Raw genomic sequence first — 22,521 nt, 5'->3', positions numbered from 1 at the left:
TCTCCCCATGACCGGGCGGGGCGACGCGAGAGCTCGGGCCGGGTCTGCTGCACGCACCGGGACCGAGTCACTCCAGGACGGTGCTCGCGGCGGCGGTGCCGTCCTCCGTCTCCAGGGACGCGGCCAGGGTCAGCGTCCCGTCCTCGGCGACCTCCCCGGCCAGCGGCACCGCGAGCGTCTCCGTGCCGGCGCCGACCTCCCGGGCGTCGAGGGCGCCGACGATGGCGCTGCCGTCCCACAGGTACAGGCGCACCGTCCCCGCCTCCCGGGTGCGCACCCGGGCGGAGACACCGTCGGCCGTGCGCGAGACCTTGTCCAGCCGCAGGGCCTTGGCCGACAGCGCGGGCGCGCCGCCGAGGCCGGTGCCGTCGTCGGCCGCCTGGATGATCGAGGCCGGGGACTGGACGGACCGGGCGGCGGTGTCCGGGATCCGCGGCTCGACCGGGTCCGACGGGGCCTCGGCGAGCCCGGGGAGCTCGAGCAGCCCCCACCGGTAGGGGTCGGCCTGGACCCCGGGGAAGGTCGACCAGCCGATCCGGGACTGCCCGGTCCGGTCCTGGGTGTCGGAGTCGTAGACGACGACGTTGAAGCCGAGGTGCGCCGGGTCGATGCCGTCGGGCAGCTCCGAGAAGGGGATGCGGGTCTCGACCACGTAGCCCTCGTAAGGGTCGGAGATGATCGCGTCGATCCGCACGCCGGGGGCCGTCTCCTCGATCGGCCCCTGCCGGTTGTCATGGTCGCGGCCGGCGGCGGGGCCACCGATCCCGCCGTCGAACGCGGTGCCCGGCAGCGCGCCGAGGATGAACGTGGTCGCCGTGTTCTCCGAGGCGGCGCGAGGATCGATCATGATCTCGATCGAGTCGGTGCGGAAACGCTGCTTGTTGTCCTCCGGGGGCAGCAGCGCGCCCGAGGTGTCGTCCACGACCTTCACGAACACGCAGAGACTCTCGTCGTCGTAGGTCACCCAGGTGGTGCCGGAGGCGTCCTCGGGCGTCACCTCGTCCCCCTCCCAGAGGGTCCCGATGTCGATGCCGTCCCCCGGATACTCCCCGGTGCCGCGGGCGGCATCGACCTCGATGCCCTCGGTCCGGGTGGCCACCAGGCGGGGCACCAGATGCAGCCCTTGGGAGCGGGGCGCCGTGACACCGGCGGCGGTTGCCGTCACGGTGACGGGGTAGACGCCGCCGTCGGGGGCCCGGTTCGCCGTGGGCAGCGAGGCGTCGGTGTTCTCGATCCGCACCTCGATGGTGCTCTCCCCGCCCGCGGGGATCGCCTCGACCAGCAGCTGGGCCGGATCGACCGAGAATCCTTCGGGGAGGTCGAGGACCACCTCGGCGTCCTGCTCGTCCTCGGACAGGTTGTGCGCCACGACCTCGAGGGTCTCGGCGAGCCCGGAGCCGAGCGCACGGCGCGTCGGCACCAGCGTGTCCAGCCGCTGCATCCCGAGCTCTTCCGTCCACGCCAGGAACTCCGCGATCTCCGGTCGTTCGGCGAGGCCGGCCTCGACCGGGCCGGCGGTGCGCAGCGGGAGCACGTTCTGCCCGCTCGACCCGCGCGAGGAGGCCCGGGCGCGCAGGAGCAGGTGCTCACCCGGGGTGGCGTCCTCGGCGACGGTGACCGTGAAGGCCGCGGTGCGCTCCTGCTTCGCCGGCACCGTACCGATCTCCTGCGAGCCGCCGACGGACCAGCCCTGCGGCACCTCGAGCTCGACGGCGGTTCCGGGCAGGGCTCGGCCCGGGGAGCCGACCGTGACGGTCACCTCGAGGTCCTGGCCCGGCAGGACGGCGAAGCGGTCGGCGTCGATCTCCACGGTGGTGCCGAGCGGCAGTCCGCCGTCGATCGGCAGACTCGCCCCCTGCAGCGCGGCCGTGTCGGAGGAGGTGGGGTCCACCACCGGGGTCCGGGAGGCGAGCAGCGTGAACCAGGTGGCGGGGATCTGCGCGGGGTCGGTGGGCGAGGGCGGGATGGCGAACCAGCCCTGGGTGCGGTAGCTGTGGACGGCGTCGTCCCGCACGGCGCTCCAGCGCTTGCCGTGACGCTCGGATCCGGTGCCGTCCCAGGCGCCGAAGACGATGTCGCTGGCCACCTCCGGCTCGAACCCCTGGGCGACGGCGTCCGGTCCGGTGCTCGCGCTGCCGTCGGACCCCGATCGCAGGATCCTGCGCGGGGAGAAGGGCCGCAGACCCTCCTCGACGTGCTCGGGGAACACGTCCTCGCGGCCGGCGAGCAGGTATGCCTCGACGGCGAACTTCGCGGCCTGCTGGTGGTTGCCGTGGTTGCCCTCGACGGCGGAGGGGTTCATGGTGATGATGACGTCGGGCCGGGTCGCCCGGACCACGCGGATCACGCGGCTGAGCACCTCGGAGCCGCCCCACACCTCGTCGGTCAGCGGGGCCGAGAGGGTGTAGAAGAAGTCGACGGCGTCGAGGTTGACGACGTGCTCGATGCCCGCGTAGCCGACGGCGGTGCGCTCCTCGGTCTCGCGGATCAGTCCGAGGGCGGGGCCCTCCTCGAGGCCGACGGCGTTGCCGCCGCCCTCCCCGCGGGTGACGGTGATGACCCCGGCCCGCTGTCCCGCGAACTCGTTCCACTGGCCGAGGGCCGCGAGCGTCCACGCCTCGTCGTCGGGATGGGCCCCGATGTACAGGATGTCGAGGTCGACGGTCCCGTCGGCCAGCGCCCTCTCCTCCGGGGTGAGGGAGCTGAGGTCCAGGGCGGTGGCGCCGGCGGCGAGGCCCAGCGCAGCGGACCCCTGCAGCAGTCGGCGCCTGCTGAACGGACCGCGCCGGGCGTCGGCTGATCGGAGGTCGGTCGGCGCGGCCGGATCGATGCAGGAGGAGGCGTTCACGGGGGCAGGGTGCGACATGGGGTTCTCGTCTCTCACGGGGCGCCGCGGCGATGCGGCACGAGGTCGGGATGTCTCGAGATGGTCTCGGGCGGCTCCCGCGACCTCGCGTCGTCGCGCGGCCGCGGCAGCTCTCGATGCCCCGCTCAGTGCTTGCCGGCGTCCGAGCGCAGGGCGAAGGTGCCCTGGGCGCGGCGTCGGCCCTGGACCTGGTGGTCGGGGACGACGTCGTCGAGGAATCGGTAGCCGTCGCGGGTGTAGGCGGCGCGCAGGTCCCCGCCGTCGGCCGCGTCGGAGAGGTGGCGCCACCAGTCGGTGATGTCGCCCCAGCCGGGGGCGGCCAGGGACCCGCCGAACTGCTGGACGGCCAGCGCGGAGCAGAGCGAGGCGAACTTCAACCGCTCGGCCAGCGGCCAGTCCGCGAGGCTGCCCAGCACCATGGCGGCGGCGAAGACGTCCCCGGCACCGGTGGTGTCGATCGCGGTCACGGGCACGGCCGGGCAGTAGGCCTCCTCGCCGGTGGAGGCGTCGATCGCGTAGGAGCCGGCGGCGCCGTCGGTCACCACGGCCAGCGGCACCTTCTCCGCGAGCGCCCGCACGGCCCGGTCGGGGCTCTCGGTGCGGGTGTAGCCCATGGCCTCGACGGCGTTGGGGGTGAAGGCGTGGCAGTGGGCCAGCGGCGCGAGGTCGGCCAGGTCCCAGCGGCCGGTCTCGTCGAAGCCGATGTCGGCGAAGATCTTCGACCCGCGACGGGCGAGGTCCGCCCACCAGCCGGTCTCTCCCGCCAGGTCGACGACGGCGGCGCGGGCCGCCGGGGCGCGGGCGATCATCACCGAGAGCGGTTCGGGCAGGTCGTGGCCGTGGGTGACCATCGCCCGGTCGCCCTGGGCGGCGACGGAGGCGGTCAGCGGCGAGTGGAAGTCGGGGAAGCGCCTCGAGGCGGAGAGGTCGATGCCCTCCTCGTGCGCCATCGTGTGCCACATCCAGTCCGCGTAGGCGTCGTCGCCGAAGCCGGCCACCAGCCCGGTGCGCAGGCCGAGGCGGGCGGCGGCGACGGCGAGGTTCGCGATGCCGCCGGGGCTGGATCCCATGCCCTTGCTCCACAGCTCCTCGCCGGGAGCGGGCAGACGCTCCAGCCCGGTGAAGACGATGTCGAAGAAGACGGTTCCGGACAGCAGCACGTCCAGCGGCGGGTCCTCCTGGCCGCGGGTCGCGGCCAGGGGATCCCAGTCGGAGGCGGCGTCGATGGCGGCGGCCTCCCGGGCGGTGAGCCAGGGGCGCTCCGCGGCCGACGTCGGCGGGGCCGGGTCCGCCGGCGCGCTGTCCGTGGTCGGGGAGTCGGGGTCCGACGGCGGACGGCTCGGCGCGGGACGGGCCGCGTCAGGACGGTCCGGGGCCGGGGTATCGGGGGTCGGTCGGTTCTCGGTCATCACTTCACGGCTCCTTCGAGCATTCCGCGGATGAAGTGCCTCTGCAGGAACAGGAACATGATCACCATCGGCAGCGCGACGATGACGGCTCCGGCCGAGAGCAGGGCGAGCTCGGCGGTGTACTGGCCCTGGAAGTTGGACAGACCCAGCGGGGCGGTGCGCAGGTTCCCGCCGGGGGCCATGACCAGGGCGATGAGGAATTCGTTCCAGGTCCACATGAACACCAGCACCAGCAATGTGGTCAGGGCCGGGACCGAGGCGGGCACGACCACGCTGCGCAGGGAGCGGACCGGACCCGCCCCGTCCAGCGCCGCGGCCTCCAGCAGGCTCACGGGCAGGGTGCGGAACTGGGCTCGCAGCCAGAAGGTGCCGAAGGCGACGGACTGGGCGATCTGCGGCAGGGCGATCGCGGCGTAGGTGTCGGTCAGGCCCAGGGACCGCAGGTCGAAGAACAGCGGGATGACGGTCGCCTCGGTGGGGATCATCAGCCCCAGCAGGAACACGTAGAACAGCACGGTCGAGCCGCGGAAGCGCATGGTTCCGAAGGCGTAGCCGGACAGCACCGACAGCGTCACGGCGGCGGTGACCACGATCGCGGCGACGATCAGGGAGTTGCCCAGCGAACGGCCGAAGCCGCCCACCTGCCAGGCCTCGACGAAGTTGCCCGGATGCAGTCCGGCCGGATCACCGATCTGCGGGGAGACGGCCGTGGCGAGGATCGTGAGGATCGGGGCCAGGGCGAACAGGGCGAACAGCACCAGCACGACGTAGTTCATCGTGCGCTCAGCGGCGGAGACCCTCATGACGCGCGTTCCCCGATCCGGGTGACCAGCACGTTGATCGCGAACACCAGGAGAGTGAGCACCACGGCGACGGCGCTGGCGGAGCCGACCTCCCGCAGCTGGAACGCCCGGTAGTACACCTCGTAGCTGGGCACGGTGGTGGCATTGCCGGGCCCGCCGGAGGTGGTCATGTAGACCAGGTCGAAGGTCTTCAGCGCGGCGATGATCGTCAGCACCAGGGCGACGACGATCTCGCCGCGCACCGAGGGCAGGGTGATGGCGAAGAACTCCCGCACCGGGCCGGCGCCGTCCAGGCGCGCCGCCTCGAAGAGGTCGTCGGGAATGCGGCTCATGCCCGCCAGCAGCAGCAGCATCACCAGCCCCATCTCCAGCCAGGTGCCGATGAATCCGACGGCGGGCAGCGCCGCTCCCGGATCGCCCAGCCAGCCGCGGGCCAGATCGTCGAGCCCGACGGCGCGCAGCAGCTCGTTCAGCGGTCCGTTCGGGGCGTAGATGTTCCGCCAGGCCACCGCGACCACGACCAGCGCGATCACCTGGGGCAGGAAGATCACCGAGCGGAAGAAGCCCATCCCGCGCACCTGCCCGCGGCGGAAGATCGCGGCCAGCACCAGACCGATCGCCAAGGGCAGCAGGGCGTAGAACGCGATCAGCACGAGGGCGTTGCCGATGGCGGCCCGGAACGCCTCGTCCCCGGCGAGGTCGACGTAGTTCGCCAGGCCCACGAAGGTCGAGGGCCCGAATCCGGGCCAGTCGTACAGCGAGAACTGGGCGGCCCGGACCAGCGGGTACAGCGAGAACGCCGCATAGACGGCGAACGCGGGCAGGATGAACAGGTACGGGGTCACGCGCGAGCGCACGACCGCCGAGGGCGGGCTCTTCGACATCGGCGGCGTCAGCCCTCCGCGGTGAATTCCACGTAGTCGGTCTGCAGCTCCTCCGCGGCGCCCTCCGGGTCGCTCTGGCCGCCGATGACCTGCTGCAGGGCGGATCCGGCGGTGTCGGCGAAGGTCGGCGTGGCGTAGTCGAGGTAGGGCAGCAGCACCCCGTCGATCGAGACCTTGTCGAAGGCCTCGTAGATCTCCTTGTTCACGCCGGATTCCGGGGCGAGCTCCGCGGTGCGCAGCACGGGCATGCCGCCGGCCTTCGCGATCAGCTCCATCGCGGAGTCCGAGGTGATGTAGTCGATGTAGGCGGCGGCCGCGTCGGCGTTCGCCGCGGCGGCCGGGATCGAGAACGGGAGCCCGGTCCCGCCGGTGGTGGCGAGCTTCCCCTCGACCCCCTCCGGCGGAGCCATGAAGTGCAGGTCCTCCCCCATCACGGCCTCCATGTCCGGGCCCAGCCAGGAACCGCCGATCAGCAGCACGCCGTCGCCCTCGGTGTACTCCGCCCACGCGGTGTCGTAGGCGAGGCCGTTGGGCGAGCCGCCGAGCGCTCCGCTGCTCGCCCAGTCGGCGAGCTGGGTGAGGGCATCGACGCTCTCCGGGCTGGTCCAGTCCGCGCCCTCGTTGCCCATGGCCAGCTTGATGATGTCGTCGGTGGGCACGAAGTCGGCCTGCAGCGGGCCGAAGACGTGCAGCGCCGGCCACTGCTCGAGGTTGCCGAGTTTGATCGGCAGCTCCCCGGCCTCCAACGCGGTCTCGACCAGGGAGTACACCGCGTCCCAGGACGCCGGGGGCTCGACCCCCAGAGCCTCGAGCTTCGCCGCGCTGTAGAAGATCCCGCACACCTCGCCGGTCTGCGGGAGTCCCCACAGGGAGCCCTTGCCGAAGGTGACGGCGTCCGCGGAGTAGCGCATCTTCGACAGCACCGATTCGGGGAAGCGGTCCTCCCAGCCGTAGGCCTCGGCGTAGCCGGTGAGGTCGGTGAGCTGCCCGGCCTTGACGAACTCGCCCATGTCGCCGCGGGCGTTGTTGACCTGCAGGACGTCCGGGACGTCGTTGCCGGACAGCGCCAGACCGGACTGCTGCTGCAGGTCGTCGAAGGACTGCTTGACCCGATCGATCGTGATGTTCGGGTACTCCTTCTCGAACGCCTCGATGAGCGATTCGATGGCGTCGTTCTGGGCGCCGCGGACCTCCTGGTCCCAGACCTTCAGGGTGATCTCGCCCATCGCCGCCGGATCGGTCTCGATGTCGGAGGCGGAGGGCCCGGAGCCGCCGCGGTCGCTCGCGCCGGAATCGCTCTCGGAGCCGGGGGCGCAGGCCGCGAGGAGACCGAGGCCTCCGACGGCGGCGCTCGTGCCGAGCAGATGACGACGGGACAGACGACGCATGGGGTCCTCCTGGATGCGGGCGGCGACAGCCGCGGTGCTGTGGCGCAGAGCACCATGGTGCCACACCATGCTCGCATATGCAGGCTCGTGCACAGTCACGCTCGTTCATGCTCGAGATTGCGCGGACGGTGCTACGGTGACGCCATGCTCAGCGAAGAACGCCACGAGGCCATCGTCGCCCTCGTGCGCCGCCACGGCTCTGCGACCGTCAGCCGCTTGAGCGCGGACTTCGCCGTCTCCGAGGCCACCATCCGCCGCGACCTCGAGCTGCTCTCGGACTCCGGCGCGGTGCGCCGCGTGCGCGGCGGGGCCTGCGACGTGCGCGGCAGCATCCGCCCCGAGGCCGACGTGAGGGCCTTCGCCGACGTGGCCACCTCCGCGTCGACGGCGAAGCGCCGGATCGCCGAGCGCGCCGTGGCCTGCATCGCCGAGGGCGACGTGATCGCCCTGGACATCGGCACCACCGTCGCCGCGATGTGCCCCCTGCTCGCGCACCGGTCGCTGACCGTCGTCACCGCCTCGCTCGCCGTGGTCCAGGCCCTCGCCGAGGCGCCCGACGTGGACATCGTCGTGCTCGGCGGGCTGCTGCGCCCGAACTACCAGTCCCTCGTGGGCACCCTGACCGAGTCCGCGCTGCGCCAGGTGAGGGTCGATACCGCGTTCCTCGGCACCTCCGGGATCCGGCCCGACGGGACCGTGCTCGACTCGACCCCCAGCGAGGTTCCGGTCAAGCGCGGCCTGCTCGAGGTGTCGACCTCGGCGTTCCTGCTGGCCGACCACGAGAAGCTGCCCGGCTCGGGCTTCCTCGAGGTCTCCTGCCTGAACAGGTTCACGGGCCTGATCACCGACCGCTGCCCCGATCCCGATGCACTCACCCTCCCCGAGGGGGAGGACCTGGAGGTCCTGCTGCCATGAAGCTGACGATCCTAGGCGGCGGCGGATTCCGCGTGCCCTTGGTGTACGAGGCCGTGGCCACCGGCGCCACCGGACTGCAGGTCGACGAGATCGCCCTGCAGGACGTCGACGCCGGCCGGCTGCACGCGATCGCCGACGTCATCGCCGGGCTGCAGGCGCAGCTGCAGGCCGACGGACGGGTCGCCCATGCCCCGCACCTGAGCACCACCACCGATCTGCGCGAGGCCGTCACCGGGGCCGACTTCGTCTTCAGCGCCGTGCGGGTGGGCGGCGCCGAGGCCCGCACCGTCGACGAGCGCGTGGCCCTGGACCTGGGGCTGCTGGGCCAGGAGACCATCGGCCCCGGCGGCCTCGCGTACGCCCTGCGCACCATCCCTGTCGCCCTCGACATCGCCCGCACGATCGCCGAGGTCGCGCCGAGGGCGTGGACCATCAACTTCACCAACCCGGCCGGCATCGTCACCGAGGCGATGCGCTCGGTCCTCGGGGACCGCGTGGTGGGCATCTGCGACACCCCCATCGGGCTGGTGCGGCGGGTCGGTCGCCTGCTGGGCATGGACCTCGTCGCCGGCGAGCGCGGTGCCGAGGTCGACTACATCGGGTTGAACCATCTGGGCTGGCTGCGCTCGGTGACGGTCGACGGGTCCGATCGCCTGCCGGGCCTGCTGGCCGACGACGCCGCACTGGAGGAGATCGAGGAAGCGCGCCTGATCGGGAAGGATTGGGTCCGGGCCGACGGGGCGCTGCCGAACGAGTACCTCTTCTATTACCTGCACACCACCGCGGCCCTCGAGCGGATCACCGCCGCCGCGACCACGCGCGGGGAGTTCCTCGCCAAGCAGCAGGGCGACTTCTACCTCGCGGCGGCAGACGCCGTCGCGCCGGCCACGCCGGCCACGCCCGCCACGCCCGCCACGCCCGCGATGGAGCCCACGTCCGCGCATGCGGTCGCCCCGACGGACGCGTCCTGCTGCACCTCGCCGCTGGAGCTCTGGCGCTCCACCCTCCACGAGCGCGAGGCGACCTACATGGCCGAGTCCCGCGACGAGGAGCGCCGCGAGGAGGACGTCGCCGGCGGCGGCTACCAGGAGGTGGCGCTGCGGCTGATGACGGCGCTGGCCACCGGCCGGAGCGAGCGGATGATCCTCGACGTCGGCAACATCGCCGCCGATCGACAGCAGGCGCCGGCCTCCGAGCGGATCGTCCCGGAGCTTCCGGCCGACGCCGTGCTCGAGGTGCTGTGCGAGGTGGACGGCACCGGCGTGCACCCGCTGCCCGTGGCACCCCTCGAACTGGGACGGCTGGGCATGATGAGTTCACTGCGCGCGGCCGAGCGGAAGATCCTCGAAGCTGCCACCACCGGCTCCCGCGATGCCGCCTGGCAGGGCTTCGCCACGCATCCCCTGGTCAGCTCCCCGGAGCTGGGGGCGAAGCTGGTGGAGGGCTACATCGCCGGTCACCCGCAGATCGCGGAGCTGCTGGGCCCCCGCTGACGGACGCCCTGGCGGCCCCACGCGCTTCCCCGAGAGGATGGTGTTCGATCACCGACACCGACCAGGAAGCGTGTGAGCCGCCGTGGACCATGAGCTGATCGTGTGACCCTCGCGACGTCGATCTCCCTACTCGCCCTCGTCCTCATGGCCGCGACCATCCAGCGGGTGGTCGGCCTGGGCCTGGGCATGCTCTTCGCGCCCTACGCGGTCGTGCTGATCGGGGCGCACGAGGGGATCATGCTCGCCAACTTCCTGGGCACCCTGATGCCGATCCTGCTGCTGCCCCGGATCTGGTCCGACATCGAGTGGCGCACGGTCGCCTGGATCGGACTGCCCGCCGTGGCGGTGATGCCCGCGGCGGCCTGGGTCTCCTCGATCTCCCCGCCCGGCCCGCTGTATCTCGTCGTCGCCTCCCTGGTGCTGCTGAGCCTGATGATCTCGGTGGCGCTGGTGCGCGTGCAGAGGACCGTCGAGGGGCGACGTGCCCAGGTCATCACCGGCATCGGCTCGGGACTGGGCACCGTCCTGGGCGGGGTGGGCGGACCGGCCGTGACCGTGTACGCGGTGCTCTCCCGCTGGCCGGTGCTGCCGATGGTGGCGACCCTGCAGCCGCTGTGGATCCTGGTCTCGTCGGTCTCCTTCGCCTCCAAGCTGGCATGGGACGACGGTCAGCTGCCCGACATGCCCGCCGGGATGTGGATCGCGATCGCGGTGATCGTCGTCGGATCGATCTTCCTCGGCGAGGCCGTGCAGAAGCGGCTGCGGGAGAAAGCCATCCAACGCATGGTGATGGCGATGGGCTTCGTCGGCGCTCTGCTCGCGCTGGGCACCGGGGTGCGGCTGCTGGTGGGCTGACCAGGTTCTCCCGGGTCGCCGCGGAGAGCCATCAGACCACGTCGAAGTTCGCCATCATCATCATGTCCTCGTGCTCGAGGTTGTGGCAGTGGAAGACGTACCGGCCCCGGTACCCGTCGAAACGGACGATGATGCGCGCCGTCTCGGCCGGCCGCAGGTCGATGGTGTCCTTCCACCCGCCGTCGAACGGTCCGGGGCCACCGGTTCCGCGCCCGAGCACCTGGAAGGGCGACAGGTGGAGGTGGACCGGGTGGTGGAAGTCGCCGGTGAGCTCCCAGATCTCGGTGCTGCCCAGTTCGACGGTCGCGTGCACCCTGTGGGGATCGAACGGCTCGCCGTTGACGACCCATCCGTGCATGCCGTCGATGGACTGCGAACGGAAGGTCATCGCGCGACGCCGGACAGCATCGGATTCCTGCAGCACGTCGATATCACTGCTCAGCTGGTCCGGGATCGCTCGATCATCGCTCACCCGGCGCGTGATGTCGAAGCGCATCACGTCGGCGGTGGTGCCCGAGCCCAGATCGTTCACGAGCCGCACCTGCGCCCCCGGCGCCAGCGATCGGAAGTCCACCAGTACATCGAAGCGTTCGGCGGGGGCGAGGGTCAGCTCCTCGTGCCGCATCGGCTCTGCGAGCAGCCCGTGATCGGAGCCGATCTGGATGATCGGGAGGTCGGTCTCCTCTCCGTCGACCTCGAGACGCAACCGGTACCGCCGTGCGTTCGAGGCGTTCAGCAGCCGCAATCGGTACAGAGCGGTGTCAACCTCGTGACGGGGCCACGCCCGGCCATTGACGAGGATGACGTCTCCGAGCATGCCCGACTCGTACGGACTGCGCACGCCGGGCGGGTCGACGAGGTCGGGATCGAGACTCGGGTACAGGAACTGCCCCTGGGCATCGAAGGCACGATCCATCAGGGCGAGCGGCAGTTCTCGCTCCCCGTTGGGCAGATCCAGCCGCTCCTCCTCGGCGTCCGTGACCAGGTGGAACCCGGCCAGCCCCCTCCACACCGCCGGCCCGGTGAAATCCATGCGGTGATCGTGGTACCACAGCGTCGCGCCGCGCTGCTGCAGCGGGTACTCGTAGGTGCGGGTGCGAACCGTCGTGTCCCGGCCGTGTCCGGACCCTTTCCAGGTGGCGTCGGGCAGGATGAGATCGGTGGGGTATCCGTCGTGCTCCGGCGGTGTGACACCGCCGTGCAGATGCACCACGGTGGGCACGGGGAGGTCGTTCGTGTGCGTGATGACGGTGCGCCGCCCGACCTCGGAGCGGAAGGTCGGCCCCGGGAAGCTGCCGTTATAGCTCCAGACCGTCGTGCGGTAGCCCGGCAGCACGTCGATCGGCACCGGATACTGGCGCACGTGGTACTCATCGACCCCCTCGGCACGACGGACGGGAGCCGCCTCCGGGGGCATGACCAAGGGGCTGCGGAACGGCGGGGGCAGCGGAATCTTGCTGCGCAGGATCGAGCCGGTGGAGCTCTGCCCGCGCCAACCGGCCACGGTGGGGACCGCCAGCACACCGGCCGCCACGGCTCCCGCTCCGACCCCGAGAGCGGTGCGTCGGCTGATCCCGGGACGACCGCTTCCAGCCACGGTCACCGCCTGCCCTCTCGCCGCACGGACGTCCAGGCGTACCAGGCGAGCAGCCACACCAGGCCGATCAGCACCACACCGAGCGGCACGTGCAGCCACACCATGCGCGCCGCACCGGTGCCGGCCTGGGCCTGGGACACCGCGAACACCCCCAGGGTGCCGAGCAGCGGCAGCAGCGGCCCTCGGGCGACCCATCTGAGCGCGCCCGCGGCCAGCAGCGCGAGCACCATCACGACGTCCAGGGTGGTCGTGCCGACCTGGTGGAAGCGCAGGAAGGCGTAGTCGCCCTGCAGGAACTGCCCGGCCGACACCGCCTGAAACAGGTATCCCGCCGCCGCCACCGTGAGCAGGACCCGCCACGCCCACAGGAAGGGGGCAGTGCTGCGCTCTCGCCGTTCGGTCGCATCTGTCATGCGGAAAAACTACAGTGTTCGCGCTTATCTGTCTACAGTGTAGACATCGAGCACGGGAACGACGGAACGACGGAACGACGGAACGACGGTGCAAGGATGGTGCGCATGAGCAGTCAGCAGTCAGCACGATCCCTCACCCGCGCGAGCATCGCCCACGCCGCCCTGGGCCTGATCGACGCGGCCGGGATCGACGCGTTCTCGATGCGCAAGCTGGGCGCCCGGCTCGGGGTGGATGCCATGGTGATCTACCGCCGATTCGAGGACCGCGAGGACCTGTTCGACGAGGTCGTCGCAGAGATGCATCGGGGCGTGGACGTTTCGGGGCTGCCGTGGGAGGAGCCCTGGCCGGTTCTCGTCCGCGCGTACGGCACCGCTCTGTGCGACGCACTGTTGGCCCACCCCCCGGCGGTGCTGCTGTTCGCGCGCCGACCGGTCCGCTCCGCGGACGCGACCGAGTGGGCGGTGCGAGCCCTGCTGAAGATGGCCGACGAGGGCGTCCCGAGCCCGGATGCGCTGCAAGTGGCGCGCTGTGTCAACGAGTTCGTCGTCGGCCACGCGCTCGCGATGAGCAACCAGGACGAACAGGCGAAGCGCAGCGGCCGTCCGGAGGAGGGCTCGGCCGGATTCTCCGTCTTGGCCGCAGCCGCGGCGAGCACAGAACGCGGGGGCCACTTCGACCTCGGCCTGACGGCGATGATCGACGGACTGCGTCGAGCAACGCTCCCTCACCAGGGGGCCTGATGGCCGCGACGATCACTGCCGTGGGCGGGCTCGGGTTCGTGATGGTCGCGATCGCCGTCAACATCATCTACGGCCGAAGCGGTCTGCCGCTGCCGACTGCGGGCGGGGATACCGAGCAGGTCACCGCGGCATTCGACGGCGCCGGGTCCGCACTGCGGCGCTCTGCGGTCCTCGCGCCTCTCTCGTGGCTGTGCCTGACCGTCTTCGCCGCCGGACTGGTCGCGCAGCTGTGGGGCACCACGCCGACGGCGCAGACCTGGGCGCTGGTGGGCCTCGGCGGGGTTCTCCTGCAGAACGCGACCTTCACCGTCGTCGAGGCTCTGCGGTTCGCCGTCGCCGAGGGCGCCGCACGAGCCCGCGGCACCGTCGGCGGGCTGTGGATCCTGAGCATCGTGCTGTTCGGGTTCAACCAGGTGTTCCTGGCGGCTGCTCTGCTGGGCTTCACCCTCGCCGGTCTCATCGCCGGCCTGGTTCCGGTGTGGCATGCCGTGATCGGATTCCTGGCTGCATCACTGCTGTTCGTCGCCGCGTCCGCGACGCCGTACCGCATCTCGCGCCCCCATGTCTCCGGGCTGATGGGCCTGGTGGGCTGGCTCGGCTGGATCATCTGGATCGTCATCTACAGCGTGGTGCTGCTGGCCAGCTGAGCCAGGCCCTCGGCAATGGCGGCCCGAGCCCCTTCGACCACTCGACCTGTGCCTGGTGAACGATCGACTCCGGCTCCCGCGACTGTTCGACCTGAGCGTCGCAAATGTTCGACCTCTCAACCGGGGACAGGCGATCGAGGAGGTCCTGTCGGGGGCGGACGTCGTCGTCGAATTCGGGAGTGACCAGGTCTTCTTCCAGATCTGTGAGCGTCACCGCAGAGGCAGATCCACGACCGAGACTGCTCGTTCCCCCGCCCCAGGGATCAGCGTGATGCGATCGCTCGTGAGCCACACGCCAGGTGTCCGTACATCACCTGCGGCCGACGTGCTGGTTGCGCCGGATTCGGCACCGGCCATCGGCACGTGCGCGATCTCCCGGACCGCGGCCGACACCGACTTATCGAGCGTCACCGGGCCGACCGATGGATAGAGCAGCAGCACATGCAGCACCTGGCTCCCGCCGGCCCCCTCGGTCCCGTCATTCCCGTCGGCCGCCGGCCCGAGCGTGAAGCGCACCCCCTCCGGCGGGGTCCGCACCGCCTCGTGGAACCAGGGCCGGGTCCCGTAGATCGCCGTCCCGAGCCGGCCCAGCCACTCCCCCAGCTCCGTCAGGGCACTGCGCTGCAGGTCGGGGATCGACCCGTCGGCGCGGGGGCCGACGTTGATCAGCAGGTTCCCGTTCTTGGAGACCACGTCGGCCAGCAGGCGGATCAGCGCGGTTCCGTCCAGGGCGTGCTCGGCGGACTCGTCGGCGTTGTATCCGAAGGAGAGCCCGAGCCCGCGGGTCGATTCGAAGACCTCCTGCTGCACCTCGGTGATGTCCTGGTATTCGCGGGTGAGCACACCACGGACGGGCACGCCCCAGCGGTCGTTCACGAGGCCGTCCGGCACGGCGGCGAGGTGCTCGCGGAAGAGCTCCTGGAGGGCATCGGGCCCGTCGGCCTTGCCGGCGTCGGGCCAGTCGATGTCGTTCCACAGCAGGTCCGGGGAGAAGCCGTCGATCAGCTCGCGCAGCTGGGCGGCGGTGAAGGCCGCGAACTCCTCGTCGTTGCGGCGCAGCGCGAACAGATCATCGTGCGAGGTCAGGGGCGGGAACTCGCTGGCGTGCCAGTCGTGGGCCCCCGAGTAGTACAGCCCCAGGCGCAGGCCGGCCCCGCGCACGGCGGCGGCGACCTCGGCGATCAGATCCCGGCCCGGACCGCGCCGAGCGGCGGTGAACGGCGTGGTCGCGGAGTCCCACAGACAGAACCCGTCGTGGTGCTTCGTCGTCGGCACCACGTAGCGGGCACCGGCCCGTCCGGCCAGGTCGACGATCCCGGCGACGGCGTCGGGAGCAGGATGCCAGTCGTCGGCGAAGTCCTCGTAGGAGTGCCCGACGCCGTAGAGCCGCTCGTGCCGCTCCCGGGTGGGGCTGCCCGCGATGCGCACGGTGTTCGCGTACCACTCGGCGTACTGGTGGCGGGCGTAGGCGGTCTCGGCGGTGACGTCGCGACGATCCAGCACGTCCGCCCAGGCGGGCACCGAGTACAGACCCCAGTGCACGAACAGCCCGAGCTTGGCGTCGCGGTACCAGCCGGGCACGGTGAGGTCCGGGTAGGCCGTCGCCGGGGCGGCGTCGGCGGGACCGTTGCGGTCATCGAAGCTGATCATGGGTGGGCTCCTGCGAGCGCCTCGGCGCGCTCATGGCGGTTCGACCGTCGGGATGGCGGGAACGACGGACGGGTGGAAGGATGTCCACACCAGTATCAACCGCTTAAGCCTCGGGAGCATCCATGTCTGCCACGACACCGTCCCCGTCTCCGTCCGGGCGGGACCGCCCTGCCGCAGGGGATGGCCCTGCTGCCGGGGACGGCCCCGCCGGACCCCGCATCGGCCTCGCCGGGATCGCGATCGAGTCCTCCACCTTCACCCCCTACCGCTCCGGGGCCGACGATTTCGAGGTGCGCCGCGGGACCGCGGAGATCCTGGACCGCTTCCCCTTCTTCGCCGATGCCTCGGAATCCGGACGGGTGCTGCGCGGGGCGGCGGACTACGTCGGCGTCCTCCACGCCCGCGCCCTGCCCGGCGGGCAGCTCGAGCGCGAGGTCTACGAGGGCTGGAAGCGCGAGATCGTCGAGGGACTGGCCGCAGCGCACGCGGAGCAGTCGCTGGACGGCTTCTTCTTCGACATCCACGGGGCGATGAGCGTGGTGGGGCTCGAGGACGCCGAGGGGGATCTGATCACCGCGATCCGCGGCACGATCGGCCCCGACGTGGTGGTGGGCACCGCGATGGACCTGCACGGCAATGTCTCCGAGACCCTGTTCGAGGCGTGCGACCTGCTGACCTGCTACCGCCACGCCCCGCACATCGACGCCTGGGAGACGCGAGAGCGAGGTCTGCGCGATCTCGTCGCCGCCGCGGCCCGGGTGCGGGACGGCGGTGCCCTGCCGTACAAGGCGCTGGTGCACGTGCCGATCCTGCTGCCCGGGGAGAAGACCTCCACCCGGATCGAACCGGCCGCCTCGATCTACGGCGGGATCCCCGCGCTCACCGAGCGCGACGGCATCACCGACGTCTCCTGCTGGATCGGCTTCGCCTGGGCCGATCAGCCCCGCTGCCAGGCCGCGATCGTCGCCGTCGGGGACGACGAGGCGGCGGTCCAGGACGCCGCCCTCGAGCTGGCCGGCTCTCTCTGGCAGGCCCGTCATCGCTTCGAGTTCGTCGCCCCGACGGGCACCTTCACCCAGTGCCTGGACCGCGCGATCGCCTCCGAGGCCCGCCCGTTCTGGATCTCCGACTCCGGGGACAACCCCGGCGCCGGCGGCGCCGACGACACCACCTACTGCCTGGCCCGGCTCCTGGACCGCGAGGAGATCCTCTCCGGGCAGGTCAGCGCGATGATGGTCTCCCTGGTCGATCCGGTCTCGGCCGACACGGCGTGGGAGCTGGGCGTCGGCGGGCGCGGGGGGTTCACCATCGGCGGCCGGATCGATTCCCGCGATCCGGGACCGGTGTCGCTGCGCGCCGAGGTGGCGGCGCTGGACGAGTCGGGGCCGACGGGCCGCGCCGCGGCGCTGCGGGTGCTCGACGGGGAGCGGCTGACGGGACTGACCGTGGTCGTCACGGGGCGGCGCTCCCAGTGGGCGCGGCAGGAGATGTTCGCACGGCTCGGGCTGTCGATGACCGGATTCGACGTGGTCACCGTGAAGATGGGCTACCTCGAGCCCGAGCAGTACGAGGCCGCCGCGGACTGGCTGCTGGCCCTCACCCCGGGCGGCGTGGACCAGAACCTGGTGCGTCTGGGCCACTCCCGGATCCGCCGGCCCATGATCCCCTTCGACGACGAGATCCCGGCCCCCACCACCGAGGACGTGCTCACCGGCGGGGGCCCCCGAAGCTGACCGTGGCCGACTCGCAGGGCCACGTGGCGGTGCGTGCGGTCACGTGGGGCTGCGTGCGGTCACGCGGTGCCGTGTACAGCCCGTGAGGTGCGTCGCGGGCTGCGCGATGCGGCGCGGGCTGCGCGATGCGGCGCAATCTGCGCGGCACCCACGAGGCGCTGCCCGGGGCCCCAAGACCCGACACGCCTCGAACCTCTTGCCCGTTCCACCGATACGCATCGCGGATGAAACGGATCGATGGATCGGACGGGGCGCCTCTCTGCGTGTCGTGCGAAGAGTTTGCCGTCCGTGCATCGCGCGGCTCACCGGATCCCCGCGATGATGTCGTCGACGACGCGCTCGGCGACCTCACGCACCACGGGGCGGGGAGCTCCACGCAGCGGACCGTGCACCATCAGTTCGGCGCACCCGTGCACCGCCGACCAGCAGGAGAACTCGGCCCCACGCCGGCGCTCGAGGGACAGCGCACCGGTCGCCGCGCACTCATCCAGCGCAGCCACCAGCTCTGCGAAGGGCGGCACCCGCCGCAGAGCGGGCGAGCTCGCCGGATCGGTGCCGCTCGCGGGCGAGCTCGCCGGGTCCTCGTTTCTCGCGGGCGAACTCGCCGGAACGGCACCGCTTCGCAGCGAACTCGCCGGAACGGCGGCGCGCCCGGGCGCGCCGTCCGGACCGGATTCGCTCGCGGTCCCGGCCCCCGGACGGGCACCGTCCGCCGATGACGCCCGTTCGGTCGAGGACCGGCCCTCCCCGTCGGCCGGCCCGAAGAACGCCAACTCGAACCAGCCCGGTTCCTCGATCGCGAAGTCGATGTATCCCAGACCTACGCCGCGCAGGCGCCCCAGGGCAGCCGTCTCCCGATCTGCGGACCGGGCGCTCCTGTCCCGGGTTCGCATCCGGGCGACCATGCGGACCTGGATCTCCTCGGCGAGGGCGCTCATCAGCGCCGAGCGGTCGCGGAAATGACGGTACGCAGCCGCCGGCGAGACGCCCACGCGACGCGTCACCTCGCGCAAGGACAGCGTCCGGGGATCCGTGCGGGCGATCTCCAATCCCTCGGCCAGCAACGCCGGACGCAGGTCACCGTGGTGATAGGGACGAGACCTCTCCGACACTCTTGACGACCCTCCCGACGAAGTTTACGGTGTTCACACCCAAAGTGGACAGCGTTCACATCGGACTGTAGCGCACCGTCTCGAAGGAGAGCACGATGACCACGACCGCGACGCCTCACCCACCAGTCGTCGACGACTCCACCTGGCGCGCCGAGCTGGCCGAGCTCCGTGCCCGCGAGAAGGCAGCCACCCGCGAGCTCGACGCGATCGCCGCCCAGCGTCGTCGCCTGCCGATGGTCGAGATGCCCGAGTACACGCTGGAGTCGAAGGACGGGCCCGTGCGCCTGGTCGACCTGTTCGACGGCCGGTCCCAGCTGATCACCTACCACCACATGTGGTCCCCGGGAGCCGAGTGGCAGTGCGGCGGATGCACCGGCTTCACCCACCAGTTCACCCGTCTCGACTTCCTGCGCCGCTACGACGCCCGTTTCGTCGTCGTCACGCAGGGATCGATCCGGGAAGCACTCGCCTACCGGGAGAAGGTCGGCAACGACATGGACTGGTACTCGACCGCGAACAGCTCCTTCGGGGCCGACGTCGACGCCCCGCCCGGTGGTGGCTTCGCCGTGAACGTGTTCCTCCGCGACGGCGACACCGTCTATCGCACCTGGCACACGACCAGCCGTGGCGTCGAGCAGCTCTCCTACACCTTCGCCCTGATGGACGTGCTGCCCTGGGGCCGCCAGGAGGCCTGGCAGGACGTCCCGGACGGGTGGCCGCAGGGCGAGGCCTACGAGCGGTGGCTCGACTCCCCCGACATCGCAGGACTCTACGGGAGGACCTCTGCATGACCACCGACCTGCACACCTCCGCCGAGACCGCTCGACTGCATGCCGAACACACGATCCGCGCCACGCCCGAGAGCGTCTTCGCCCTGCTCACGGACCCGTCGAAACATCATCTGACGGAGCCGACGGACTGGGTGCGCGGATCACTGGAGACCGATCCCGCTCGGATCACGGAGCTCGACCAGGTGTTCGGGATGGAGATGTTCCACGTCAACGCCGGCGGGCGGTACGAGATGCACAACCGCGTCCTCGTCCTCGAGCCCGACCGGGCGATCTCCTGGGCGCCGTCGCAGTACGGGGCGGACGGCACCCTGCAGGGGGGCGGGTGGATCTGGCGGTACGACCTCGCTCCTGACCCGGCCGGTTCGCGGGTGCGACTCACCTTCGACTGGACGGCGACTCCGCCGCAGCTCGCCGTGGAGCTGGGGTTCCCGCCCTTCGAGAAGGAGTTCCTCGACCGCTCCCTCGCCGCCCTCGCCGACGCCGTGGAGGACAGCTCTGCGTGACCGCCATCCGGCCGGAGTCAGGGCCGGGCTAATGCCGAGGGCGAGGGCCGAACTGCCCTTCACGGTCCGCCGGGTGACGCCATGGCGCGCTGTGCTTCCCCTCATGGCTGTGCTTCCCCTCATGGAAGTGGGCTGCGCAACCGCAGCCGCGCCCGAGACCTGGACGGGCGCGCCCACGACATGATCGCCGTCATGGCGGTCATCGAGCACGCGCGCCCACCCACGCGCACCCACCGAGGCGCCCGTTCCCCGGTGCCGTAGGGCCAGCCCCCTGGAGCCGCCCAGGTGCTCGCGATAGCCTTCGAGCACGCCATGACGAGGCGCCCGCGGCCGGATAGGCCGGCCCCGGCTCGGTCCCCGACTCCGCGGACTGCCTCGTCTCCGCCGTCCGGAGGGAGCAGCGGATCCGTGTGAGTGACGGGAACGGAGAGCCGGCCCAGAGGCCGAGCACAGGGGACGGCACGTCCCCCGACCCCGTCGCGCCCGAGAACGCCACCGCCGCCGAAGACCCTGCGGCGCCCCGGGACCGCGCCCGGGAGGGCGCCGCCTCATCCGCGGACCCCGTCGCCCCCGGCGACGTCGACCTGCCCTGGAAGGCCACCCCGGAGCGCCGGAACCTGTGGGGCCCGATCGAGAAGCCGCTCGAGGGCACCGTCCACGACCCCGCCTCCGGCGCTGTCGGCCGCCGCCGCTCCGGCCTGTTCTCGCTGGGCATACCCCTTCTGGCGGGCGGCCTGGTGGGTGCGGCGTGCCTTGTCGTGGGCCTCGGGACCGCGATCCTCGGTCCGCTCGGGGCCCTCGGCATCGCCGCCGGCGCCGGACTCCTCGCCGCCGGCGGCAGCGGGGTGGCCGTGCGCGCCCTCCGCTCCCCGCGGACTCCGCAGGTCACGAGCGGCCCCGTCGGACCCCAGGGCACCGCGGAGATGCTCGAGAAGGTCCGCGGCGCGACCGCCGAGACCCGGGAGCGCACTCGGGCTCTGCGCCGCCGGGCCTCCGAGCCGACCGTCGGCCTCACCCTGGAACATGTCGAGACCCTGCTGCGTCGGATCGACGCCCTCGCCGACTCGGAGCAGCTGCGCGCCCAGCGCCCCTACGAGGGCGAGGTGACCATGCTCGAGGGGATGGCCACCCGGTACCTGCCCGAGCTGGTCGACGCCGCCGCCGACATCATCGGCTTCCTGGAGACCTTCGCCGGCAGCGCGCGGCAGGAAGCGCTGGAGAACCTCGAGGGCATCGACCGCCAGCTCGCCGTGCTCGGCGACGGGCTCGAGCAGATCGAGAGCGACCTCGTCGCCGGCGTCTCCCGCTCCCTCGAGGTCCATGCCGAGTTCCTGCGCACCCGTTTCGCCGACCAGCACCTGAACCCGATCATCGACGTGTAGCACCCCGCGTCCACCGACTCTGCCGCCTCCGTCGCTCCCGTCGTCCCCGTCGTCCTGATCTCATCCTTCCACCGCACCCCGTCGAGGAGACCCCGATGAACAAGCTCGAACCGCCCACACCCGCCCCCGAGATCGAGGCCTCCGAGCCCGTCGAGCAGATCGAGGAGGACGAGGCCGTCTCGATGCTGACCGAGCTGCCGGCCGAGCAACAGCAGGACCTCGAGAACCGGGCCGATCAGTGGTTGGACCAGATCACCGCCTTGAACCCGCATTCCCAGGAGTTCTCCGCGCAGGTCGACGCCCTGGGGTCGGTGGCCCGTCGGACCTTCGAGCGGACCTCCGGCACGTCCTCCCGCTTCATGGAGCAGTCGCTGCGCGAGGCGAAGGGCTCCGGCAGCGCGCAGGAGTCGGTCTCGAAATCCCTGTCCGAGCTGCGCACCACCATGGAGGATCTCGCGCCGTCCGACGACACCTTCGTCGACAAGGCGCTGTCGTTCCTGCCCGGCCGGAACGTGGCCAAGCGCTACTTCCGCAGCTTCGAATCGAACCAGAAGCAGCTGGACGAGGTGATCGCCGCCCTGGGCCGCGGCCAGGAGATGCTCCAGCGCGACAATGCCGAGCTCGCGGTGGAGCGCCGGGCTCTGTGGGACGACCTCGGCGCCCTGCAGAAGGCCTCTCACCTGCTGGGGCTGCTGGACCAGCAGGCCGTGCGCCGCGCCGAGAAGGCGCGTGCGGAGGGGAAGGCCGACGACGCGAACGCCCTGGAGCGCGATGTGCTGTTCGCCGTGCGTCAGCGCCGCCAGGACGTCGCCACGCAGATCGCCGTGACCGTGCAGGCCTACCTGGCGATGGGCCTGATCGAGGACAACAACACCAAGCTCGCCCAGGGCGTGGACCGGGCCCGCACCACCACGGTCACGGCCCTGCGCACCGCGGTGATCACCGCCCAGGCGCTGGAGAACCAGAAGATCGTCCTCGACCAGATCGACGCGGTCAACCGCACCACCGACTCCCTCATCGACCGCACCTCGCAGATGCTCGCCGACAACACCCTGAAGATCCAGGAGCAGGCCACGAGCTCGGGCGTCTCCCCGGAGACCCTGCAGAAGGCCTTCGACAACCTGTTCACCACGATGGACGGGATCGACGCCTTCCGCACCCAGGCCAACGAGAACTTCCTGTCCACGGTCACGGCGCTGGAGCACCAGGTGGAGCGGGCCCAGCCCTACCTCGAGCGGATGCAGAAGGACCCGGCCGAGGGCGAGTCGCTCGAGAAGAACGCCCGGGACCTGCTCGAGATCGAGGACTGAGCACCCCGTCGGCACCGGGAGTCCCGCGG

The 22,521-nt window shown here is 71.5% G+C and carries 19 protein-coding genes; 10 read left to right on the top strand and 9 right to left on the bottom strand.

The window, feature by feature from the left end; genetic code table 11:
• Nucleotides 1-67: 67 nt before the first annotated feature.
• The 5 genes from BH708_RS20520 to BH708_RS14090 form a co-directional block, all read right to left on the bottom strand.
• Complete coding sequence (locus tag BH708_RS20520; RefSeq protein ID WP_083713610.1) at nucleotides 68-2,866, bottom strand: PIG-L family deacetylase; 2,799 nt, start codon at nucleotides 2,864-2,866, stop codon at nucleotides 68-70.
• 125 nt (nucleotides 2,867-2,991) lie between these two features.
• Nucleotides 2,992-4,275, bottom strand: a complete 1,284-nt coding sequence (locus BH708_RS14105; protein ID WP_253705338.1) for a carbohydrate kinase family protein — start codon at nucleotides 4,273-4,275, stop codon at nucleotides 2,992-2,994.
• Entirely contained in the window at nucleotides 4,275-5,078 is an 804-nt protein-coding gene (locus tag BH708_RS14100) for a carbohydrate ABC transporter permease (protein WP_076809633.1), read from the bottom strand. The genes BH708_RS14105 and BH708_RS14100 overlap by 1 nt, the downstream gene beginning before the upstream one ends.
• Nucleotides 5,075-5,962 carry a carbohydrate ABC transporter permease gene (locus tag BH708_RS14095; RefSeq protein WP_076809630.1) on the bottom strand — a complete coding sequence of 296 codons (888 nt, stop codon included), beginning with the start codon at nucleotides 5,960-5,962 and terminating at the stop codon, nucleotides 5,075-5,077. Before BH708_RS14095 ends, BH708_RS14100 begins: the two co-directional genes overlap by 4 nt.
• A gap of 8 nt (nucleotides 5,963-5,970) precedes the next feature.
• Nucleotides 5,971-7,443 carry an extracellular solute-binding protein gene (locus BH708_RS14090; protein WP_253705337.1) on the bottom strand — a complete coding sequence of 491 codons (1,473 nt, stop codon included), beginning with the start codon at nucleotides 7,441-7,443 and terminating at the stop codon, nucleotides 5,971-5,973.
• Nucleotides 7,444-7,494: 51 nt separating this feature from the next.
• Here BH708_RS14090 and BH708_RS14085 point away from each other — a divergent pair, with 51 nt between their 5' ends.
• The 3 genes from BH708_RS14085 (at nucleotide 7,495) to BH708_RS14075 (ending at nucleotide 10,613) form a co-directional block, all read left to right on the top strand.
• Nucleotides 7,495-8,265 carry a DeoR/GlpR family DNA-binding transcription regulator gene (locus BH708_RS14085; protein ID WP_076809627.1) on the top strand — a complete coding sequence of 257 codons (771 nt, stop codon included), beginning with the start codon at nucleotides 7,495-7,497 and terminating at the stop codon, nucleotides 8,263-8,265.
• Nucleotides 8,262-9,758: a 6-phospho-beta-glucosidase gene (locus BH708_RS14080; RefSeq protein WP_076809624.1), complete on the top strand. Its 1,497-nt coding sequence runs from the start codon at nucleotides 8,262-8,264 to the stop codon at nucleotides 9,756-9,758. Before BH708_RS14085 ends, BH708_RS14080 begins: the two co-directional genes overlap by 4 nt.
• Before the next feature lie 102 nt (nucleotides 9,759-9,860).
• Complete coding sequence (locus BH708_RS14075) at nucleotides 9,861-10,613, top strand: TSUP family transporter (protein ID WP_076809622.1); 753 nt, start codon at nucleotides 9,861-9,863, stop codon at nucleotides 10,611-10,613.
• A 31-nt stretch (nucleotides 10,614-10,644) separates the two neighbouring features.
• On the opposite strand, the gene BH708_RS14070 is transcribed toward BH708_RS14075, so the two are convergent.
• Nucleotides 10,645-12,210 carry a multicopper oxidase family protein gene (locus BH708_RS14070; RefSeq protein WP_216639473.1) on the bottom strand — a complete coding sequence of 522 codons (1,566 nt, stop codon included), beginning with the start codon at nucleotides 12,208-12,210 and terminating at the stop codon, nucleotides 10,645-10,647.
• A 2-nt stretch (nucleotides 12,211-12,212) separates the two neighbouring features.
• Nucleotides 12,213-12,623, bottom strand: coding sequence for a hypothetical protein (locus BH708_RS20155; RefSeq protein WP_076809620.1), 411 nt, complete (start codon nucleotides 12,621-12,623; stop codon nucleotides 12,213-12,215).
• Nucleotides 12,624-12,728: 105 nt separating this feature from the next.
• On the opposite strand from BH708_RS20155, the gene BH708_RS14060 reads away from it, so the two are divergent.
• Entirely contained in the window at nucleotides 12,729-13,364 is a 636-nt protein-coding gene (locus tag BH708_RS14060; RefSeq protein ID WP_076809618.1) for a TetR/AcrR family transcriptional regulator, read from the top strand.
• A complete protein-coding gene (locus BH708_RS14055) occupies nucleotides 13,364-14,011 on the top strand; it encodes a hypothetical protein (RefSeq protein WP_076809616.1) in 648 nt (215 codons plus the stop codon). The genes BH708_RS14060 and BH708_RS14055 overlap by 1 nt, the downstream gene beginning before the upstream one ends.
• A gap of 210 nt (nucleotides 14,012-14,221) precedes the next feature.
• Here the strand turns inward: BH708_RS14055 and BH708_RS14050 are convergent, their stop codons facing one another.
• Nucleotides 14,222-15,661 (bottom strand): alpha-L-fucosidase, encoded by a 1,440-nt coding sequence (locus BH708_RS14050; protein ID WP_076809615.1) that lies wholly within the window; start codon nucleotides 15,659-15,661, stop codon nucleotides 14,222-14,224.
• Nucleotides 15,662-15,783: 122 nt separating this feature from the next.
• On the opposite strand from BH708_RS14050, the gene BH708_RS14045 reads away from it, so the two are divergent.
• Nucleotides 15,784-17,394 carry a M81 family metallopeptidase gene (locus tag BH708_RS14045; RefSeq protein WP_083713605.1) on the top strand — a complete coding sequence of 537 codons (1,611 nt, stop codon included), beginning with the start codon at nucleotides 15,784-15,786 and terminating at the stop codon, nucleotides 17,392-17,394.
• 302 nt (nucleotides 17,395-17,696) lie between these two features.
• Here the strand turns inward: BH708_RS14045 and BH708_RS14040 are convergent, their stop codons facing one another.
• Nucleotides 17,697-18,506: a TetR/AcrR family transcriptional regulator gene (locus tag BH708_RS14040; protein ID WP_076809613.1), complete on the bottom strand. Its 810-nt coding sequence runs from the start codon at nucleotides 18,504-18,506 to the stop codon at nucleotides 17,697-17,699.
• 95 nt (nucleotides 18,507-18,601) lie between these two features.
• Between BH708_RS14040 and BH708_RS14035 the strand changes: the two genes are divergently transcribed.
• From BH708_RS14035 to BH708_RS14020, 4 genes are all read left to right on the top strand, one after another.
• Nucleotides 18,602-19,297: a DUF899 family protein gene (locus BH708_RS14035; RefSeq protein WP_076809611.1), complete on the top strand. Its 696-nt coding sequence runs from the start codon at nucleotides 18,602-18,604 to the stop codon at nucleotides 19,295-19,297.
• Nucleotides 19,294-19,800 (top strand): SRPBCC family protein, encoded by a 507-nt coding sequence (locus BH708_RS14030; protein WP_076809609.1) that lies wholly within the window; start codon nucleotides 19,294-19,296, stop codon nucleotides 19,798-19,800. Before BH708_RS14035 ends, BH708_RS14030 begins: the two co-directional genes overlap by 4 nt.
• Before the next feature lie 410 nt (nucleotides 19,801-20,210).
• A complete protein-coding gene (locus BH708_RS14025; protein ID WP_253705336.1) occupies nucleotides 20,211-21,182 on the top strand; it encodes a hypothetical protein in 972 nt (323 codons plus the stop codon).
• A 95-nt stretch (nucleotides 21,183-21,277) separates the two neighbouring features.
• Nucleotides 21,278-22,492 (top strand): toxic anion resistance protein, encoded by a 1,215-nt coding sequence (locus tag BH708_RS14020; protein WP_076809606.1) that lies wholly within the window; start codon nucleotides 21,278-21,280, stop codon nucleotides 22,490-22,492.
• Nucleotides 22,493-22,521: the final 29 nt, after the last annotated feature.

It is taken from the genome of Brachybacterium sp. P6-10-X1 (assembly GCF_001969445.1).
In the GTDB taxonomy this organism is placed as follows: Bacteria; Actinomycetota; Actinomycetes; order Actinomycetales; family Dermabacteraceae; genus Brachybacterium.
The sequence above is the reverse complement of the archived record's forward strand: the minus strand, read 5'-3'. Positions and strand labels throughout refer to the sequence as shown.

Excerpts from the sequence above, each read along its gene's own strand:
- BH708_RS14060 (WP_076809618.1), top strand. The coding sequence starts at position 12,729 with ATGAGCAGTCAGCAGTCAGCACGATCCCTCACCCGCGCGAGCATCGCC.
- BH708_RS20520 (WP_083713610.1), bottom strand. The coding sequence starts at position 2,866 with ATGTCGCACCCTGCCCCCGTGAACGCCTCCTCCTGCATCGATCCGGCC.
- BH708_RS14105 (WP_253705338.1), bottom strand. The coding sequence starts at position 4,275 with ATGACCGAGAACCGACCGACCCCCGATACCCCGGCCCCGGACCGTCCT.
- BH708_RS14095 (WP_076809630.1), bottom strand. The coding sequence starts at position 5,962 with ATGTCGAAGAGCCCGCCCTCGGCGGTCGTGCGCTCGCGCGTGACCCCG.
- BH708_RS20155 (WP_076809620.1), bottom strand. The coding sequence starts at position 12,623 with ATGACAGATGCGACCGAACGGCGAGAGCGCAGCACTGCCCCCTTCCTG.
- BH708_RS14085 (WP_076809627.1), top strand. The coding sequence starts at position 7,495 with ATGCTCAGCGAAGAACGCCACGAGGCCATCGTCGCCCTCGTGCGCCGC.
- BH708_RS14055 (WP_076809616.1), top strand. The coding sequence starts at position 13,364 with ATGGCCGCGACGATCACTGCCGTGGGCGGGCTCGGGTTCGTGATGGTC.
- BH708_RS14020 (WP_076809606.1), top strand. The coding sequence starts at position 21,278 with ATGAACAAGCTCGAACCGCCCACACCCGCCCCCGAGATCGAGGCCTCC.
- BH708_RS14080 (WP_076809624.1), top strand. The coding sequence starts at position 8,262 with ATGAAGCTGACGATCCTAGGCGGCGGCGGATTCCGCGTGCCCTTGGTG.
- BH708_RS14100 (WP_076809633.1), bottom strand. The coding sequence starts at position 5,078 with ATGAGGGTCTCCGCCGCTGAGCGCACGATGAACTACGTCGTGCTGGTG.
- BH708_RS14050 (WP_076809615.1), bottom strand. The coding sequence starts at position 15,661 with ATGATCAGCTTCGATGACCGCAACGGTCCCGCCGACGCCGCCCCGGCG.
- BH708_RS14045 (WP_083713605.1), top strand. The coding sequence starts at position 15,784 with ATGTCTGCCACGACACCGTCCCCGTCTCCGTCCGGGCGGGACCGCCCT.
- BH708_RS14035 (WP_076809611.1), top strand. The coding sequence starts at position 18,602 with ATGACCACGACCGCGACGCCTCACCCACCAGTCGTCGACGACTCCACC.
- BH708_RS14030 (WP_076809609.1), top strand. The coding sequence starts at position 19,294 with ATGACCACCGACCTGCACACCTCCGCCGAGACCGCTCGACTGCATGCC.